Raw genomic sequence first — 16,973 nt, forward strand, 5'->3', positions numbered from 1 at the left:
TCTCCACCCAAGATAACGGGCCAACTCCCTGCTGCCTCGCACAAAAAACGGGATATTCTACCCAGCGCATCGACGTAGGGATACCCTGACGCGTGTACTGAGTGGCTCTCATAACGGGAGAATGAGGGGAAAAAGAAAGGTGATTAGAAGATTATTCTCAGTTCATTAAAACTGGACCCAGTTTTAACTAAAATAGCCGCTTCGCACACATGTTTATGTGTGCAAAAAATGCGCCGGCGGCAGGGGGAACGGAGGCCGTCGGCGCAACGGAGAGTAAAATGAAACACCTAGCGCCTCATATCGCGAAGCGCTCTCTAAAACAACGTTATTGGGCTGCCGGCATCCAGGCAGACAGATTGGCGTCGCGGATCTTCAGCTTTTCAGCCGCAGACTGCTTCCAGTACGCTTTCGCCATTCCGCCTTCCCAATCACCGTAAGAGGGGTTGGGCAGAATGATAAACTGCGTGCCAAACTTCTGATGATTTTCGGCCACGAAGTCTTTACGCACCGTATTGTCCTGGTGGTAAGTCGCCCCGGTAAAGTCATTCAGGTTATCCCCAACATACAGCACCGGGAAATACCCCATCTCGGTCACACGTTTAAAACGCGCGACTTTATTGCTACCGCTGCTGTCTTTCAGCAGCAGGTTCTCAGCGCTAACATCCGGGAATCCCTGCGCCTTCAGATCGGCCAGCGTGCTGCTCAGCCCCTGCTGCGAGCGATTGGAGATGTAAAAGACTCGGCCTCCGTGGTCTAGGACAAAGCGGGCAAAGGAGACCGCACCCGGTAATGCCTTAGCCTGACGGGCCTCAACCCACTTATCCCAGTCCGCCTCGCTGAAGCTGCGTGACTGCTTGATCTGCCAGGCGGCATAAGGCGTGTTATCGACCATGGTTTCATCGATATCGACAATCACGGCCTTCTTACTGCCTTTAGGCGCGGGATTGTTGAGAAAGGCCGTTTTAGCAACGTTAAATGCCTGCCAGGTCAGCGCCTGATACTCGCCTGACTGCTGCATCCAATTCACGGCCAGCGTTGCCTGCGATGACAGCTGCTGCTGCGCGCTCTGCGGGTGGGTGGCACAGCCGGCCAATACCATCACCGCCGCGGCCAGACTCAGTTTTAGCGTATGTTTCATCAATGCCTTCTTGTCTATTGACGCGATCAATACTGGGAATTTACGATGACTTTTTCACCAAATGCCCCGTTCTTCGGCATCGGCTTATTGGTGGAGTTCAGCGGGCGCAGCACCCGGATCCCTTCAGCGCCAGCCTTGCGGGCGTCCTGAATATCATTGTCAGAATCACCGTAGAAGATGGTGATATGGTGCTTCTGCATATATTCAACTTTGGCATCTTGCTTGGTTCCGGCGAAAATAACTTTATTCAGCTGATTATCCGGAATTTTGAAATCGTCCTTCAGCGTCTGAGTCAAATCCTCTTTGCCATTAGACGGCATCGGACGACCAGTGATGAAATAGACATGGTCACCGCGTTTTAAATGCAGTTCCATCAGCGCACGACCAGAATCTTTAGGGATCGAGAAGCGATCCCAACCGCTGCTGCTGACTTCATCCCAAAACTTCTGGTTTTTCAAAAACGCGTTGCTGTCAGGTGAAAATTTTTGTTTCCCATAGAAAAACGCAGGGCTAGAAAATAGCAGTGTATCGTCGATATCAAAGCCAACGCTAATCGGTGCCTTCCCTTTGAGGCTTTCAGCGACCTGCTCAATAGAGATCCAGTGAATCGGATATTGCTGCGTTAACTGTGTCAGCGTAGCGCCCAGGTTCGGCTGTGCGGCTGTCTCAGTGGCAAAGGAAGCAGGAGAGGAAATCAGACCCGCAGTAGCAAGGACTAATGCAATCAGTGATTTTTTTGTGGTTATAAACATAGCGATAATCTCTTAATTTCGCATGGAGGGAGTCCAATTTGTATATATAAAACTATATCGACTCAAACAGCGTGATTAATGTGATCATGATCTATGTTTAAAGACATTCATGTTACAAATAGACGCAAATACGTGACATTCATCACAAAAAACCATCGGTCATTTGTATAATCATAAAAAAAGCAACGCCGTTGCTCTTATTTTTAATAACGTCTAATAATTATCAGCAGGAATCAATGATGAATAAAATCCGCTCGCTTGTGGCCCTGTCCACCATAGGCTGCATAGGTATTTTTCCGCTCATTTCGCATGCAGCAGAGATTTACAACCAGAACGGCAATCGCGTTTATTTAGATGGTTCTTTTAAGGTAAGACACTATTTCTCTCAAGATAAATATATTGCAGGAGACCAATCAAAGGTAAAATTCACTCTGCGTGGTGAAACTAAAATCAATGATCTTATGATTGGCTATGCACGCTGGGAATACAATGTAAAATTAAACCAACCGGAAAGTGCTGGCAGTACGAAAAACACAACGCGTATAGGATATGCCGGCGTAGGGTTCGGACAATACGGAAGCTTCGATTATGGCCGGAACTACGGGATCCTGAACGATATTAATGGTTGGACCGGGGCGCCTATTCCTGTCTTCGGCGGTGTGTCTTATGACGGCGTCGATAACTTTATGACCTACCGTACCAATAACGTCGCCACGTATCGTAACCGTAATATTTTTAACCTGGTTGACGGCTTGGATTTTGGCCTACAGGTCCAGGGTAAAAACGACGGCTGGAACGACCCGGAAAATCAGACGGGGCCGCTCAGCAGTAACCCTCGCGGCGTCGCGCACCAGAACGGCAATGGGGTTGGGACCTCGCTGGTCTACCGCTTCGAGAACGGTCTCAGCGTCGGTGGCGCATACGCTAACTCAGCGCGTACGCTGGAGCAGCGTCAGGATGATCTGGGTAAACGGGCGGATGGCTGGAACGTTGGCGCCCGCTATGACAACCATAATGTCTATCTGGCTGCCATCTATGGTGAAGTCAAGAATATGCACTACATTGGCAAACAGGATGGATTTGCGCCGAAGGCGCGTGGCTATGAACTGTTGGCCCAGTATCAGTTCGACTGCGGTCTGAAACCCTCTATTGCCTATCTCAACGGGACGGCAAAAGACCTCAAGGGTAACGCAGGCAGTAACCAAACCTATGTAAAATTCATCGATTTGGCGACGACCTACTCCTTTAACAAGAATCTGGCGCTCATCTTTGAATATAAGATCAACCTGCTGGATGACAACACCTTCACGCGAAATAACGGTATCAGCACCGACGATGTATTTGTCACCATGCTGAACTATAAGTTCTAATATTTTCGCCTGCCGGGATCGCCTAACGCTAATGGCGGTCCCCTCTTCAATTGATATCCTCTGCTTTATGGAAAAAAAGAAAACAGAGCTAATTAATAGCTACAAGATACTTTCCCTGCTAAAGAAAAACACGGATTATTACTTTACGATCACCGATATTACCCACTTCACTGGAATCAGCCGCTATAGAACTGAACATATCCTATCCGAATTTGAAACCATGGCACTGGTCAGCAAACGCGTTGAGCATTTCGGCGCCAGCTGCCGCTATTATTACAAGGGCACGCTGAGCGAAGAGTAACGCACGTGGGACTGGACATCATACGTCCATCGCCTACAATCGCATCCTTTGGGATACCTATCGCGGACCAAAACGCAGTCAGGCCGATGGCCATCTGCTCGACCGTTGACTGCCCGTCCCGCCGACGCCCCGTGCGGCGGGATGAACTGAACATACCTGCCGTAACTTCCCCGTGCCGATGAGAACCGATATGACGCCAAGCATGCTGCCAACCGAACACTATGACGACCAGCTCAGTGAAAAAATCCACCGTCTGGAGCAAATGATGCAGCCGTTCGGCGCTCCTGCGGTACAGGCATTCCGCTCTCCGGCTAGCCATTACCGCATGCGTGCCGAGTTCCGGATCTGGCACGATGGCGATGACCTCTACCATATTATGTTTGATCCCCAGAGCAAACAGCGTATCCGAGTGGATCGGTTCCCGGCCGCCAGCGAGCTGATCAACCGCCTGATGCCGCTGCTGCTCGACGCTCTGCGCCCCAACCCAACCCTACGCCATAAACTATTTCAGATAGACTACCTGTCCACCCGCAGCGGGCAGATCATCGTCTCTCTGCTGTATCACCGCGCGCTGGATGATGCCTGGAAGCAAGCCGCAGAGGCTCTGCGCGATGCGCTACGCGGCCAAGGGTTCGCTATCCAGCTGATCGGACGGGCCAGTAAGACCAAGATCTGCCTGGACCAAGACTGGGTCGATGAGGTATTGCCGGTCGCGGGACGCCAGATGATCTATCGCCAGGTCGAAAACAGCTTCACCCAGCCCAACGCGGCCATCAATATTCAGATGCTGGAGTGGGCGCTGGACGCCACGCGCGGCGCTGTAGGGGATTTACTGGAGCTGTACTGCGGCAACGGCAACTTCTCGCTGGCGCTGGCGCGCAACTTTCGTCGGGTACTGGCCACCGAGATAGCCAAACCGTCCGTCGCGGCGGCGCAGTACAATATTTCCGCCAATCAGATAGATAACGTGCAAATTATTCGGATGTCGGCCGAGGAGTTTACTCAGGCCATGCAGGGCGTTCGGGCGTTTAACCGCCTGCAGGGCATCGACCTGCACAGCTATGAGTGCAATACCATCTTCGTCGATCCCCCACGCAGCGGTCTGGATACAGACACCCTGAGCATGGTGCAGGGATATCAGAACATCCTGTACATCTCCTGCAATCCACTGACGCTATGCGATAATCTTCACACGCTTACCCAAAGCCATCGGATCACGCGCCTGGCGCTGTTCGATCAATTTCCCTATACCCACCATATGGAGTGCGGGGTACTGCTGGAACGGCGCTGATCCCTAAAAAAACGGGCAGCTCTCTGGCTGCCCGCGGCGGTGGTGCGACTCAACGATGTCTCTCATCGTTATCATCGTCGTCGTCATCGGCCTCATCCCGCGCCTGCGCAGCGCGACCGCGCTGCCTTTTAATCCGTACGCCGATCCACAGCACCAGCGCCACACACAGTAAAGAGGGCAGAAAGTTGGAGCCAATGGCGGGATATTCAACGCGGATCAGCGTGCTGTAAAACAGGAGGCCGAGCAGAAAACAGGAGGATGAGAGCATCGGCATGCCTTCCGGCATGGCGACGTGAAGATAACGCTGGTGTAAACAATAGGCTGACAGCACGAGGGCGATCAGCGGAAAAACGGAAAACGGCACGACGCTGCTGAACAGCGCAGAAAATGATCCGCTGATGGATAATCCTGCCACGGCTGACAGGACCAGCGTTCCGATATCAAGACGATGTTTACGCATCTCCTCCCCTATGACTTTTGATGGTGTCCGCCGTCGATGGCCGACGCGGCGACCTGCGCAAGGTGCGCTTTCTCCTGTTCGCGACGATACCAGTAGTACACGCCTTTGGAAATCATCCGCAGCTGCAGCACCAGGCGCTCCTCTAGCTGACGGCGTTGCTCACTGTCGATATCCAACGCCTCGGCGCCCGCGCTGAACACAATGGTGACCATCGCCTCGGCCTGCGCTTCTGTAAAACTGCGCGGCATGTGATTTTCGATTTCCAGATAGTCGGCAAGTTCCGCAATAAAATGCTGAATTTCACGCTGTACCGCGGCGCGAAAGGCCGCCGAGGTGCCCGAACGCTCACGCAGCAGCAAACGAAACGCATTGGGATTATTACCAATAAACTCCATGAAGGTCGCGACCGAGGTACGGATCACGCTACCGCCCTTCGCGATACGCTGGCGCGCCTGACGCATCAGCTGACGCAGCATCAGGCCGCTTTCGTCCACCATGGTGAGCCCCAGCTCATCCACATCGCGAAAATGGCGATAAAACGACGTGGGCGCGATCCCCGCCTCGCGCGAAACCTCTCGCAGGCTCAGGCTGGCGAAGCTGCGCTCGGCGCTGAGCTGATTAAATGCCGCCTCAATCAGTGAACGGCGAGTCCGTTCCTTTTGCTGTGCCCTGACGCCCATATTCTATCCGTTATTCTCTTCATGTTCGGCTTTACGGCCGGCGCCTTTATTGGCTATCACCGCGTCACTATACCAAACTTAGCCCGATCCCGCTGAATTAACCATCATGGCAGCAAATGGCGTTATATTACGTAATTATCTGCCAATCATAACTATTTTCCATATAAATAATAAGGATGATTGGGCTGTACAGCATTTCATGTTAATATAGCGTTGTGGTTTTGTATAAAAAAGGCCTACTCTAACATGCAACAGCATTTCCATTTTGACGCCATCGTTATTGGTTCAGGACCCGGGGGTGAAGGTGCCGCCATGGGACTGGTTAAACAGGGGGCGCGGGTTGCCGTCATCGAACGACAATTCAGCGTCGGCGGCGGATGTACCCACTGGGGCACCATCCCCTCGAAAGCCCTCCGCCACGCCGTCAGCCGCATTATCGAATTTAACCAAAACCCGCTCTACAGTGATAATACCCGCCTCATCAGCGCAACCTTTCCCGATATCCTGCGTCACGCCGACAGCGTAATTAATCAACAAACCCGAATGCGCCAGGGCTTCTATGAACGCAATCACTGCCAGCTGTTTTACGGCGAAGCCCGTTTTGTCGATCCCCATACGCTGAGCGTGACCTACCCGGACGGCAGCAGCGATACCCTAACGGCCGATAACATTGTTATCGCCTGCGGCTCCCGCCCTTACCACCCGCAGGATGTCGACTTTAGCCATCCCCGAATTTATGACAGCGACTCTATCCTTAATCTGCACCATGAGCCCAGCCACATCATCATCTATGGCGCCGGCGTTATCGGCTGTGAGTATGCCTCTATCTTCCGCGGCCTTAACGTTAAGGTCGATCTGATTAATACGCGCGATAGGCTGCTCTCTTTCCTGGATCAGGAGATGTCGGACTCGCTCTCTTACCACTTCTGGAATAACGGCGTAGTGATCCGCCACAACGAAGAGTTTGAGCAGATTGAGGGGCTGGAGGACGGCGTTATCGTTCACCTACGCTCCGGGAAAAAGGTCAAGGCAGACTGCCTGCTGTTTGCCAACGGTCGCACCGGGAATACCGACGGGCTGTGTCTTGAGGCGGTCGGCCTAGAGGCAGACAAGCGCGGTCAGCTGAAGGTCAACGCCCGCTATCAGACCGCAGTGCCGCATATTTACGCCGTTGGAGATGTCATCGGCTACCCCAGCCTGGCCTCTGCCGCATATGACCAAGGGCGCATCGCCGCGCAGGTCATCACCCGTGGGGAAGCCCATACACACCTCATCGAAGATATTCCAACCGGAATCTACACCATTCCGGAGATCAGCTCCGTCGGAAAAACCGAGCAGGAGCTGACCGCGATGAAAATTCCGTATGAAGTGGGTCGCTCGCAGTTCAAACATCTGGCCCGGGCGCAGATTGCTGGAATGAACGTCGGAGGGCTGAAGATCCTGTTCCACCGCGAAACCAAGCAGATCCTGGGGATCCACTGCTTTGGCGAGCGCGCTGCAGAGATCATTCATATCGGGCAGGCGATCATGGAGCAGAAGGGGGAAGGCAATACTATCGAATACTTCGTCAATACCACCTTCAACTACCCCACGATGGCAGAAGCCTACCGCGTGGCGGCGCTTAACGGCCTAAACCGCCTGTTTTAACGCCTCTCGCTGGATCATGACCTGCTGCATATGCTCGCGGATAGCCTCCGCGAGCTGCTCATAGCGGGCGCGCAGCGGCGAACCGGGACGATAGACCAGAGCAATGGTTCGCTTAGGCTCCGGCTTATAGCAAGGCAGGTAACAGACGCCGTCGCGCTGGCGCTGGGAAGGTACGGCCAGATCGGGCAACAGCGTAATCCCGCTGCCGGCTGCGACCATGTTGCGCAGGGTCTCCAGGCTGGTCGCCCGGAAGTGAGTGTCTTCATCGGCGCCGGCCTCAAAGCAAAAGCCCATCGCCTGATCGCGCAGACAGTGCCCATCTTCCAGCATTAAAAGATGCTCCCCCGCCAGCTCCGGCATCGCGATACGCTCTTTTTCCGCCCAGGGATGATCGCTATACACCGCCAGCGTCATCGGCTCATCAAACAGCGGGATCTCAATGAACGCCTCCGTCTCCTTCACCAACGCCAGAATGGCGCAGTCCAGCTTTCCGCTGTCCAACTGGGCCAGCAGCTGCGCGGTCTGCGCTTCATGCAGGTACATCTCCAGCTTGGGGAATGCCTGGTGCAGCATCGGTACGATCTGCGGCAGCAGATAGGGACCAACGGTTGGGATCAGCCCAATATGCAGCGGGCCGGACATCGCCTCACCCTGCTGGCTGGCCATCTCCTTGAGCACTTTCACCTCGCGCAGCACCGTACGCGCCTGCTCCACAAGCAATAGGCCCGCCTGGGTAAACAGAACCTTACGGCTGGTGCGCTCCAGTAGCATCACCCCCAGCTCATCCTCTAGCTTGCGGATCTGCCCGCTCAGGGTGGGCTGGCTGACATGGCACGAATCCGCCGCCCGACGGAAGTGACGGTGCTCCGCCAGCGCCACCAGATATTCTAAATCCCGGATATTCATGTTTTTCTCCCGCAAGCGATAGTAAATATCGATGAATAAGATAGCAATGAACGATTAGAACTATCAAGTGAGAGCCACAATAATAAATCCTAAATAAAGGTCCCATCGCAAATTTCGCATCAGATCAGAAAGGAAGGTTGTATTACATGTTTAGCAGTCAAGAAGGCAGAAACGTTCCACCGGTTACCTTTCATACCCGCCAAGGGGATAAATGGCTCGATGTCACCAGCGACGCGCTGTTCCGCGACAAAACCGTCATCGTCTTTTCACTGCCGGGTGCCTTCACGCCGACTTGCTCTTCTAGCCACTTGCCACGCTACAACGAACTGGCGCCGATATTCCACCAGCACGGTGTGGACAGCATTCTGTGTGTATCGGTAAACGACACCTTCGTTATGAATGCCTGGAAAAACGATCAAAAAGCCGAACATATCACCTTTATTCCCGACGGAAATGGTGAGTTCACCCGTGGGATGAACATGCTGGTCGAAAAAGCGGAGCTGGGCTTTGGGCCGCGCTCCTGGCGTTACTCGATGCTGGTACGCAACGGCGTGGTCGAGAAGATGTTTGTCGAGCCGAACCTGCCGGGCGACCCGTTCCAGGTTTCCGATGCCGATACCATGCTGAAATACCTCGCGCCGGAGCACAAGCTGCAGGCCTCGGTTTCCCTGTTTACCAAACCCGGCTGCCCCTACTGCGCCAAGGCCAAACAGATGCTGCAGGATCGCGGCATCCAGTATGAAGAGATCATCCTGGGTAAAGACGCGACCACCGTCAGCCTGCGCGCCATCAGCGGCCGAGCGACGGTGCCTCAGGTTTACATCGGCGGCCAGCATATCGGCGGCAGCGATGATTTGGAGCACTACCTGCAACCGGCTTAACAACAATAGGGCCACCCATGGCCCATCAAAGCCAACGTATTGGCGGGCTTGTCCCGCCTTTTTTTTCGGTATTCCAGGAATCATGCAATGAAAGAATTACACGTCGACGTTGCCGTGATCGGTGGCGGCACCGCCGGTCTGGGCGCCTATCGCGCGGCCAAACGCCATACCCCCAGCGTAGTGATGATTGAAGGCGGTCCCTTTGGCACCACCTGCGCCCGCGTGGGCTGCATGCCCTCTAAGCTGCTGATCGCCGCGGCCGAATCCGTGCATCAGATCGCCCGCGCACCCGCCTTCGGTATCCACCCCCAGGGTGAGGTCCGCATTGACGGTCGAGAGGTGATGGACCGCGTGAAGCGCGAACGCGATCGCTTCGTCGGCTTCGTCATGGAGAGCGTCGACAGCATTCCCGCGGATGACAAAATCCTTGGCTATGCCCGCTTTCTGGACGATCACACCCTGCAGGTTGCTGAACATACCCGTATCCATGCCAAACGCATCGTCATCGCCAGCGGCTCACGCCCGGTATGGCCTGCCGCTTGGGATGCTCTGGGCGATCGCCTGATCGTCAACGACGATCTGTTCGCCTGGGATACGCTGCCGCGCGCCGTTGCCGTCTTCGGCCCCGGCGTCATCGGCCTTGAACTGGGGCAAGCCCTGCACCGGCTCGGTGTCGAGGTCAAGGTCTTCGGCGTCGGCGGCGCCGTCGGGCCGCTGACGGATGCCGAGGTCCGCCGCTATGCCGCGGATAAACTGGGCGCAGAGTTTTATCTCGACCCCGACGCACAGGTAGAGATCCTACAGCGTGAGGGGGAGCAGGTCTTCATTCGCTATCGCGATCTGGATGGTCAAACGCAGGATATCCTGGTGGACTACGTTCTGGCCGCCACCGGCCGTCGTCCCAACGTCGACCGCCTGGGGCTGGAAAACACCACCCTACAGCGAGATGCTCGCGGCGTACCGCTGGCGGATCGCCTGACGATGCAGACCAACGTCGAGCATATCTTTATTGCCGGCGACGCCAGCAACCAGCTGCCGCTGCTGCACGAGGCCAGCGATCAGGCGCGCATTGCCGGTGAGAACGCCGGTCGCTATCCCCACATAGCCCCGGGACTGCGCCGCAGCCCCCTCTCGGTGGTCTTTTCCGACCCACAGATCGCGATGGTGGGATCCACCTTCCGCGAGCTGAATGAGAAATATGGCGCCTGCGGCTGCTTCGCCGTCGGGGAGGTCTCATTTGAAAACCAGGGACGATCCCGCGTCATGCTGCGCAACCTGGGCCTGCTGCATGTCTATGCTGAGCAGGGAAGCGGCCGCTTCCTCGGCGCAGAGATGATCGGGCCGGACGCCGAGCACCTTGCCCACCTGCTCTCTTGGGCCCATCAACAGCAGATGACCGTAGACCAGATGCTGGATATGCCGTTTTACCATCCGGTCATCGAGGAAGGGGTGCGTACCGCCCTACGCGATCTGCAAAGCAAACTGCGTTTGGGCAGCGACGAAATCGAGCGCTGCCTGCGCTGTCCGGGGGATTAATCCCGCCCGCGCCGGCGCACCCGATGGCGCCGGCGCGCTGCGCATCAGAGAATGTTACCCAGCCGCCGCTGGGCATCATCAATCGCCTGTGCGACCTGCTGCGGCGCTACGCCGCCGCGGGCGCTGCGTTTTACCAGACAGGAGTCCAGCGCCAGCAGCGGATAGACATCGGCGCCGATCGCCGGGCTGAATGACTGCAGCGTCTCCAGCGGCAGCGCCTCCAGCGGTTTACCCTGCGCCAACGCGGCCACGACCGCCTCTCCGACAATATGATGCGCCTCCCTAAACGGGATCCCTTTGGCCACCAGATAATCCGCCAGCTCCGTGGCATTCGCGTATCCCTGCTGCGCCGCTTCGGCACAACGCGGGCGCCTCACCGCCAATCCATCCAGCGCCAGCGCCGCCATCTGTAAACAGTCCAGCCAGGTGTCCAGGGCATCAAACAGCCCCTCTTTGTCTTCCTGCATATCCTTATTGTAGGCCAGCGGAAGCCCTTTTAACGTCATCAGCATGCCGCTGAGCGCCCCCTGCACCCGTCCACACTTACCGCGGATCAGCTCCAGCGCATCCGGGTTCTTTTTCTGCGGCATCAGCGACGATCCGGAGGTGACCCGCTCCGATAGCTCGATAAAGCCGGCTTCTCCGCTGTTAAAGAAGATCAGATCCTCGGCGAAGCGCGACAGATGCACCATGCCGATGGCGGCCGCCGACAGCAGCTCCAGGACATGATCGCGATCGGATACGCTGTCCAGGCTGTTACGGGTTGCGGCAGAGAACCCCAGCCAGTCGGCCAGCCGATCGCGATCGATAGGATAGGCGGTACCGGCCAGTGCGCCGCTGCCCAGCGGGCTGGTATTCAGACGCCGCAGGGCATCATCCAGTCGGCTCTCATCACGGGCCAGCATCTCGACATAGGCCAGACACCAATGGGCAAAGGTGATCGGCTGCGCCCGCTGCAAATGGGTATAGCCGGGCATCACCGCATCCTGATTCTGGCGGGCGCAATCCGTCAGCGCCTGCTGCAGCGCTATCAGCGCCTGGCGCAGCATCTCGCCCTGCGCCTTGCACCATAGCTTCAGATCGGTCGCCACCTGATCGTTGCGGCTGCGCCCGGTATGCAGCTTTTTACCCAGGTCACCGACCCGCCCAATCAGCTGCTGCTCCACCCAGCTGTGAATATCCTCCGCATCGCTGTCCAGAATAGCGTGGGGATCGGCGCGGACCTCCTCCAACAGCGCCGCGAGCGCCTGCGCCAGCTGCTGCTGCTCCTGTACCGTCAGTACGCCGACGGTCACCAGCGCCCGGGACCAGGCGACGGACCCGATGATATCCTGCTCCGCCAGCCGATAGTCAAAGCGCAGGGAATCATTAAACTGTTTAAAACGACGATCTGCCGCCTGGGAAAAACGCCCGCCCCAAAGTGCCATAGTGACTGCTCCGTACTCAGAATAAAATGATCGGCAGGCCGCAGCGCGGCCCGCGTTCTGCCCTGTGCGTACTACTGCTTTGCGCTGTTCAGCGCACGAATGCGCGAAGAGAGGGAGAACAGGCGAATAAAGCCGCCGGCGTGGCTGTGATCGTACACATCATCCTCACCAAAGGTGGCGAAAGCTTCGTTATACAGACTGTTGGCCGACGTCTTCTGAATGGCGGTAGCCTGCCCTTTATACAGCTTGATCACCACCTCGCCGCTCACCGCCTCGGCCAACGCATCGGCCGCCGCCTGCAGCGACTGACGCAGCGGCGCGAACCAGCGGCCGTCGTACACGACGTAGGACATCTCCTGGCCCAACTTCTCACGCCACTGGAAGCTGTCGCGATCCAGTACGAGCTGCTCCACGCCGCGCAGCGCCGCCATCATGATGGTGCCCCCCGGCGTCTCATAGCAGCCGCGCGATTTAATGCCCACCAGGCGGTTTTCGACGATATCAATACGCCCTACGCCGTGGCGGGCGCCCAGCGCATTCAGCGCCTGCAGGCAGCCAAAGGGCGTCATCGCCACCCCGTTGACCGAAACGACCTCACCCTTCTCCACGCCCACGGTCACCAGCTCTGGCTGATCCGGCGCCTCCTCGGGAGCACAGGTCCACACCCAGCAGTCTTGGTTAGCCGGGCTCCACGGGCTCTCCAGTACGCCCCCCTCGGTAGAGATATGCCAGGCGTTGGCGTCACGGCTGTAGATCTTCTCCAGCGTTGCGGTGGTGGGGATATCGCGCCCCTTCAGATAGTCGAGCAGCGCCTCACGCGAACGCAGATCCCACTCACGCCACGGCGCCACGACCTGCAGCTGCGGCGCCAGCGCGGTATAGGTGGTTTCAAAGCGCACCTGATCGTTGCCTTTCCCGGTCGCGCCGTGGCACAGGGCGTCGGCCCCCAGCGTCAGCGCCAGCTCAACCTGCGCCTTCGCGATCAGCGGGCGGGCCATCGACGTCCCCAGCAGATAGCTGCCCTCATAGAGCGCGCCGCTCTTCAGCACCGGATAGACGTAATCTTTGATAAAGGTTTCGCGCAGATCCACGACATAGCAGGAGGTGGCGCCAGAGCGGAGCGCCTTCTGCTCGATGCCCACCAGATCTTCACGCTCCTGGCCGATGTCCGCCACAAAGGCGATAACCTCACAGTCGCCGTAGTTTTCCTTAAGCCATGGAATGATGGCGGAGGTATCCAGGCCGCCGGAGTAGGCCAGAACGATTTTGCTGATGCTTTGGGTTGCCATACGGGTTTCCTTATTCTTAACCGAATCGTGTCGTTGTGTTATGCATGAATACGCGTGCCGACGGCTTCGCCGTTAAACAGCGCCGGCAGCTTTTCGGCGTGACGCCAACCGGCGATATCCACCGGGCGCCCCAGCGTCCGTGCGGCTTCCAAGGCCGCATTCACCTTTACCACCATCCCATCGGTGATGATGCCCTGCTCGATCAGGCGCTGCGCCTTCTGCGCCGTCATCTCCGCAATGCGCTGTCCCTTACCATCGAGGATGCCGCTGACGTCAGACAGCATCAGCAGATCCGCGCCCAGGGTCGCCGCCAGCACCGTCGCCGCCTGGTCGGCATTAACATTCAATAACATCCCGTCAGCGTTGATGCCGATGGAGCTGACGATCGGCAGAAAGTCCGCCGCCAGCAGCTGACGCAGCAGCCTCGGCGATCCCGGCTGCGCCTGGCCAACGTGCCCCAGAGACGCATCCAACTGACTCACCTGCACCGCCCCGCCGTCGGCCAGCGACAGGCCGATCGCCGCCAACCCGTGCGCAATAGCACAGGCCTGTAGCGTCTTGTTCGCCGTCCCCGCCAGCGCACCGCTGATGATGCCTATCTGGTCGGCCGGCGTGACTCGCAGACCCTGCCGCTTCACCACCGGCAGCTGCAGGCGCGCCATCAGCTCATCCACCAGACACCCGCCGCCGTGTACGATGACGATCGGACGGCGATCGTGATGTCGGTAGGCCAGCAGCGCCTGAAATAAACGCTCCATCGCCTGTGGGTTATCGAGTAATACGCCGCCGAGTTTGATGATTAACGGATCCATAGCTGCCTCTGTCTGTCCGGGATAGATAGTTAAAGAAGAGCGCACGTCTCATGAAAGCCAAAGCGCAGGTTCATACACTGCACCGCCTGGGCCGCCGCCCCTTTCAGCAGATTGTCCTCTGCGGCAACCACGATCAGATGCTGCCCCTGCAGGGAGAAGCCGATGTCGCAAAACGGCGTACCCGCCACCGCGCCGATGGACGGCAGCGTTCCCTGACACAGGCGGATCAAAGGCTTATCTTGGTAGGCCCGATAAAAAGCCGTCGCCACCTCGGCCGCATCCACGCCGCGTTTTACCCGCAGATGGATCGTCTCCAGTATGCCGCGAGGAAAATTGCCTAAGTGGGGGGTAAAAATCACCGGAATGCCCAGATGCGTGGCGATCTCCGGCTGATGACGATGAGTAAACAGCCCATAGGGCTGCAGGCTCACCTCGCAAAAGCTGCTGCCGAGGCTGGCCTTACGCCCGGCGCCGCTAACGCCGCTGACGGCGTTGATAACCGGCCACTGCGCCGTATCGATAAGCCCAGCATCCAGCAGCGGTTTTAACGCCAGCAGCGCCGCCGTTGGGTAGCACCCCGGCAACGCGATCAGCTGCGCCGCGCGCAGCGCCACGCCCTGCCACTCCGCCAAACCATATACGGCCTGCTCAAGCCACTCTGAGTGTTGATGCGTAAAGCCGTAATACTGCGGGTAGACCTTGCTGCAGCGGAGCCGATAGGCGCCGGAGAGATCGAACACGGTGCACCCGGCCGCCAGAAACTTAGGCGCCAGAAGATGGCTAACCGCATGATCGGTCGCCAGAAAGACCACATCAGCCAGATCGGCCAGCGCCGCACTGTCGTCGCTGGCAATCAACGGGAGATCGACCACCCCTTTCAGCCGCGGGTGAATATCTGACAACAATTTTCCGCCATCAACGCTTTGCGCAGACACGGTCAAACCCGCTATGGTGATGTGGGGATGGCGCTGCAGATAAGCGGCGAGCTCAGCACCGGTATAGCCGCTGGCGCCAACGATTAACCCATTTAACGGCCTCTGAATACTGGACATCGCTGCGATCGCTCCTCTTGGTTAACCGTGGATACCGGCCGTGCACTGAGATGCCTCAGCCCCTGACCACACATCCAGTTAGCCCCACCGCTGCTGCCAATACTCGGGCGTCCCTGTCTGTTCCATTTGATGATGCTTTATTGTATTTTTATTCATAATTATTGCATGAATATTGATACTATCCAAACTTGAGGCTGTCAACCATGAATACGCAATTACCCTCATTTATCGCGTTGTACCGTGCGCTGATCGCAACCCCCTCCATCAGCGCCAACGACGGCGCACTGGATCAGAGCAATGAACGGTTAATCACGCTGCTGGCAGGATGGCTGAGCGATCTCGGGCTGCGTGTTGAGGTACAGCCAATACCTAACACACGGAATAAATTCAATTTATTGGCGAGCTATGGCGAGGGATCCGGCGGACTGATGCTGGCGGGGCACACCGATACGGTCCCCTTTGACGAGGGACGCTGGACCCGAGATCCCTTCACCCTCAGCGAACAAGATAATCGCCTGTACGGTCTTGGCACCGCAGACATGAAAGGATTCTTCGCTTTTATCATCGATACCCTACGCGATATCGAACTGCATAAACTGAATAAACCGCTCTACATTTTGGCGACGGCGGATGAGGAGACCTCGATGGCGGGCGCGCGCTATTTTGCCGCCAGCACCGCGCTACGCCCCGACTGCTGCATCATCGGCGAGCCCACCTCCCTTAAGCCGATCCGGGCCCATAAAGGCCATCTCTCCGAGGCCATCCGCATCACCGGTCAGTCAGGACACTCCAGCGATCCGGCGCGCGGCGTTAACGCGATTGAGATCATGCACGATGCCATCGGCCACCTGCTCACCCTGCGCAATACGCTGCAGCAGCGTTACCACAATCCGGCCTTTAATATCCCTTACCCCACCATGAACCTAGGGCATATCCACGGGGGCGATGCGGCCAACCGCATCTGCGCCTGCTGCGAACTGCACCTGGATATGCGCCCGCTGCCGGGAATGACGCTGAACGATCTCAGCGAGCTGCTGAACCAGGCGCTGGCGCCCATCGCGACGCAGTGGCCGGGACGTCTGCGTATTGAGCACCTGCATCCGCCGATCCCCGGCTATGAATGTCCGCGCCACGCGCCGCTGGTACAGGCAATAGAACAACTCTTGGGGGAACGAGCAGAGGTCGTCAACTACTGTACCGAGGCGCCGTTCCTGCAAGAGATCTGCCCAACGCTGGTACTCGGCCCAGGCTCCATTGAGCAGGCGCACCAGCCGGATGAGTATCTGTCCACCGACTTTATTGTGCCGACGCGCACCCTGCTGACGCAGATAATCCACCATTTTTGTCAGCGCTGATCGCGGCAGGCGCCGCCCTGGGCAAACGATGACGCGGCGGCGTTTGCAATGTAACTGTTATCAGTTAGACCTCTTC

At 57.2% G+C, this 16,973-nt stretch carries 16 protein-coding genes; 7 read left to right on the forward strand and 9 right to left on the reverse strand.

Going from position 1 to position 16,973, the window contains the following annotated elements:
- Nucleotides 1-325: 325 nt before the first annotated feature.
- The gene (locus tag L1P05_RS16700) at nt 326-1,138 is read right to left on the reverse strand and encodes a 5'-nucleotidase, lipoprotein e(P4) family (protein WP_012850262.1); all 813 of its coding nucleotides are present in this window, start codon (nt 1,136-1,138) and stop codon (nt 326-328) included.
- Nucleotides 1,139-1,164: 26 nt separating this feature from the next.
- Nucleotides 1,165-1,890, reverse strand: a complete 726-nt coding sequence (gene aphA, locus L1P05_RS16705; protein ID WP_012850263.1) for an acid phosphatase AphA — start codon at nt 1,888-1,890, stop codon at nt 1,165-1,167.
- A 236-nt stretch (nt 1,891-2,126) separates the two neighbouring features.
- Between aphA and L1P05_RS16710 the strand changes: the two genes are divergently transcribed.
- The 3 genes from L1P05_RS16710 to trmA all read left to right on the forward strand — a co-directional run bounded on the left by L1P05_RS16710 (nt 2,127) and on the right by trmA (nt 4,852).
- A complete protein-coding gene (locus L1P05_RS16710) occupies nt 2,127-3,260 on the forward strand; it encodes a porin (RefSeq protein WP_012850264.1) in 1,134 nt (377 codons plus the stop codon).
- 31 nt (nt 3,261-3,291) lie between these two features.
- Nucleotides 3,292-3,561: a hypothetical protein gene (locus L1P05_RS16715; RefSeq protein WP_012850265.1), complete on the forward strand. Its 270-nt coding sequence runs from the start codon at nt 3,292-3,294 to the stop codon at nt 3,559-3,561.
- A 190-nt stretch (nt 3,562-3,751) separates the two neighbouring features.
- Nucleotides 3,752-4,852, forward strand: a complete 1,101-nt coding sequence (trmA, locus tag L1P05_RS16720; RefSeq protein ID WP_012850266.1) for a tRNA (uridine(54)-C5)-methyltransferase TrmA — start codon at nt 3,752-3,754, stop codon at nt 4,850-4,852.
- A gap of 49 nt (nt 4,853-4,901) precedes the next feature.
- Here the strand turns inward: trmA and L1P05_RS16725 are convergent, their stop codons facing one another.
- Together L1P05_RS16725 and fabR are read right to left on the reverse strand one after the other, a co-directional pair.
- On the reverse strand, nt 4,902-5,312 hold the full coding sequence (locus L1P05_RS16725; RefSeq protein WP_012850267.1) for a YijD family membrane protein: 411 nt from the start codon (nt 5,310-5,312) through the stop codon (nt 4,902-4,904).
- 8 nt (nt 5,313-5,320) lie between these two features.
- The gene (fabR, locus tag L1P05_RS16730) at nt 5,321-5,992 is read right to left on the reverse strand and encodes an HTH-type transcriptional repressor FabR (RefSeq protein WP_012850268.1); all 672 of its coding nucleotides are present in this window, start codon (nt 5,990-5,992) and stop codon (nt 5,321-5,323) included.
- Between the two features lie 246 nt (nt 5,993-6,238).
- On the opposite strand from fabR, the gene sthA reads away from it, so the two are divergent.
- Nucleotides 6,239-7,639: a Si-specific NAD(P)(+) transhydrogenase gene (gene sthA / locus L1P05_RS16735; RefSeq protein ID WP_015462562.1), complete on the forward strand. Its 1,401-nt coding sequence runs from the start codon at nt 6,239-6,241 to the stop codon at nt 7,637-7,639.
- Here the strand turns inward: sthA and oxyR are convergent.
- The gene (gene oxyR, locus L1P05_RS16740; RefSeq protein ID WP_012850270.1) at nt 7,622-8,545 is read right to left on the reverse strand and encodes a DNA-binding transcriptional regulator OxyR; all 924 of its coding nucleotides are present in this window, start codon (nt 8,543-8,545) and stop codon (nt 7,622-7,624) included. The genes sthA and oxyR overlap by 18 nt on opposite strands.
- Before the next feature lie 146 nt (nt 8,546-8,691).
- Between oxyR and L1P05_RS16745 the strand changes: the two genes are divergently transcribed.
- Together L1P05_RS16745 and L1P05_RS16750 are read left to right on the forward strand one after the other, a co-directional pair.
- On the forward strand, nt 8,692-9,426 hold the full coding sequence (locus L1P05_RS16745) for a glutathione peroxidase (protein ID WP_012850271.1): 735 nt from the start codon (nt 8,692-8,694) through the stop codon (nt 9,424-9,426).
- A gap of 87 nt (nt 9,427-9,513) precedes the next feature.
- Entirely contained in the window at nt 9,514-10,962 is a 1,449-nt protein-coding gene (locus L1P05_RS16750; protein WP_012850272.1) for a dihydrolipoyl dehydrogenase, read from the forward strand.
- Between the two features lie 44 nt (nt 10,963-11,006).
- Here L1P05_RS16750 and argH read toward each other — a convergent pair whose 3' ends face one another.
- From argH to argC, 4 genes are all read right to left on the reverse strand, one after another.
- Nucleotides 11,007-12,389, reverse strand: a complete 1,383-nt coding sequence (gene argH / locus L1P05_RS16755) for an argininosuccinate lyase (RefSeq protein WP_012850273.1) — start codon at nt 12,387-12,389, stop codon at nt 11,007-11,009.
- Between the two features lie 71 nt (nt 12,390-12,460).
- Nucleotides 12,461-13,678, reverse strand: coding sequence for an argininosuccinate synthase (locus L1P05_RS16760; RefSeq protein ID WP_012850274.1), 1,218 nt, complete (start codon nt 13,676-13,678; stop codon nt 12,461-12,463).
- Nucleotides 13,679-13,716: 38 nt separating this feature from the next.
- Nucleotides 13,717-14,490, reverse strand: a complete 774-nt coding sequence (argB, locus tag L1P05_RS16765; RefSeq protein WP_012850275.1) for an acetylglutamate kinase — start codon at nt 14,488-14,490, stop codon at nt 13,717-13,719.
- Between the two features lie 29 nt (nt 14,491-14,519).
- Nucleotides 14,520-15,542: an N-acetyl-gamma-glutamyl-phosphate reductase gene (gene argC, locus L1P05_RS16770; RefSeq protein ID WP_012850276.1), complete on the reverse strand. Its 1,023-nt coding sequence runs from the start codon at nt 15,540-15,542 to the stop codon at nt 14,520-14,522.
- A 203-nt stretch (nt 15,543-15,745) separates the two neighbouring features.
- Here argC and argE point away from each other — a divergent pair, with 203 nt between their 5' ends.
- The gene (gene argE, locus L1P05_RS16775; RefSeq protein ID WP_012850277.1) at nt 15,746-16,897 is read left to right on the forward strand and encodes an acetylornithine deacetylase; all 1,152 of its coding nucleotides are present in this window, start codon (nt 15,746-15,748) and stop codon (nt 16,895-16,897) included.
- The last annotated feature ends 76 nt before the right edge of the window (nt 16,898-16,973 follow it).

This window comes from Edwardsiella piscicida (assembly GCF_021733145.1).
GTDB classification, from domain to species: Bacteria; Pseudomonadota; Gammaproteobacteria; order Enterobacterales; family Enterobacteriaceae; genus Edwardsiella; species Edwardsiella piscicida.